The sequence below is a fragment of the Caldisericum insulae genome (genome assembly GCF_047785965.1).
GTDB lineage: Bacteria > Caldisericota > Caldisericia > Caldisericales > Caldisericaceae > Caldisericum > Caldisericum exile_A.
The window spans coordinates 1-1,148 of sequence record NZ_JBLOBF010000027.1 but is presented as its reverse complement, the minus strand read 5'-3'; the positions used below and the strand labels follow the sequence as shown (position 1 = coordinate 1,148).

Annotated in this window: 1 protein-coding gene; it reads right to left on the bottom strand. The window is 37.1% G+C overall.

Annotation, left to right across the window (positions count from 1 at the left end; translation table 11 throughout):
* Positions 1-163: 163 nt before the first annotated feature.
* The coding region (locus tag ACMV0E_RS08045; protein WP_416085864.1) for a WD40/YVTN/BNR-like repeat-containing protein at positions 164-1,148 on the bottom strand (985 nt) is incomplete at its 5' end.

Sequence of the window (1,148 nt, the reverse complement as noted above, 5' to 3'; positions counted from 1 at the left end):
AAAACTTTTCTAACTTATCAAATTTGAGAGTGTTTTTTAGACTTCTTCTTGCAAGATTTTGCGTCTTAAGTTTTCTCGTGAAGTTAAAGGTGCAAATAGTGGAAGGAAAACCTCCAACTAGTTATGCAACATGCGAACTACGTAAGAGATGTATGTGAATTACTTATTCTTTGTCCTCGATTTTGAAGATGCCGCCTCCAAGGACGCCAATGTAAACAATGTTGTTTTTTGTATCAATTGTAAGAGAAGAAACAGAAAGATGTGTGTCATTATCAAGGGTAATTCTTTCCCACGATTTTCCTGAATCTTTTGACCTAAATAGCCCGTTGAAGAAAGTTCCTGCATAGATTATTCCTGTAGTAGGACTGACTACAATAGAACTTACACGATATCCATCCAGTCCTATCTTTTCCCAGTTTTTTCCAGCATCATTACTTCTATATATCCCCTGTTTAGCAGATTCTTCAGGTGAAAGTGGTTCTATGTCTTCTGTTCCTGTTATTCCAAGATAAACCAGGTTATGGTTATGCGGATCAATTGCAATTGCAGAACCATGAATTCGTTTAGAGTGTTGGATAATGTCCATCTCTTGCCATGTTTTTCCACCATCAGTAGATTTTAAGAACTCGGTTGCCCAATAAATTGTGTTAGGCTCATCTGGGCTAACAAGGACTTTACTATTGAAACAACTATTCCCATCTGTTACTTCCCAATAATCCTCCCTGAAGTTTGTAATTTGAGACCAACGCAACCCCTTGTCCTTAGACCTAAAAAGTCCATTACAAGTGTCTGCATAAATTACGCCTTCCCCTCCTATTGAAATTGAGTAAATGCCGTTTTTATCAATATCAAGATCGGATAATTTCCAACTTTTTCCGTTGTCCAACGATACATAAAGTTTTCGTGAAGGTGGAGTCGTTTTTGTCATTACGACCTTTATACGGATATCGGGATGAAGAGGGTTAAAATAAAAGTCACCAACTTTTTCCCATGTTTTGCCATAATCAGATGACTTAAAGCTAGTGAAAGAATTGTAGCTGTGAGAGACGGCGTATAGAGAATTTGGATTTTGAGAGTCAATATATATGTAAGAAGTATTCAGACTGTCTCCAATAGGATAGTATTCATAATCCCCTTTCCCTTCAACT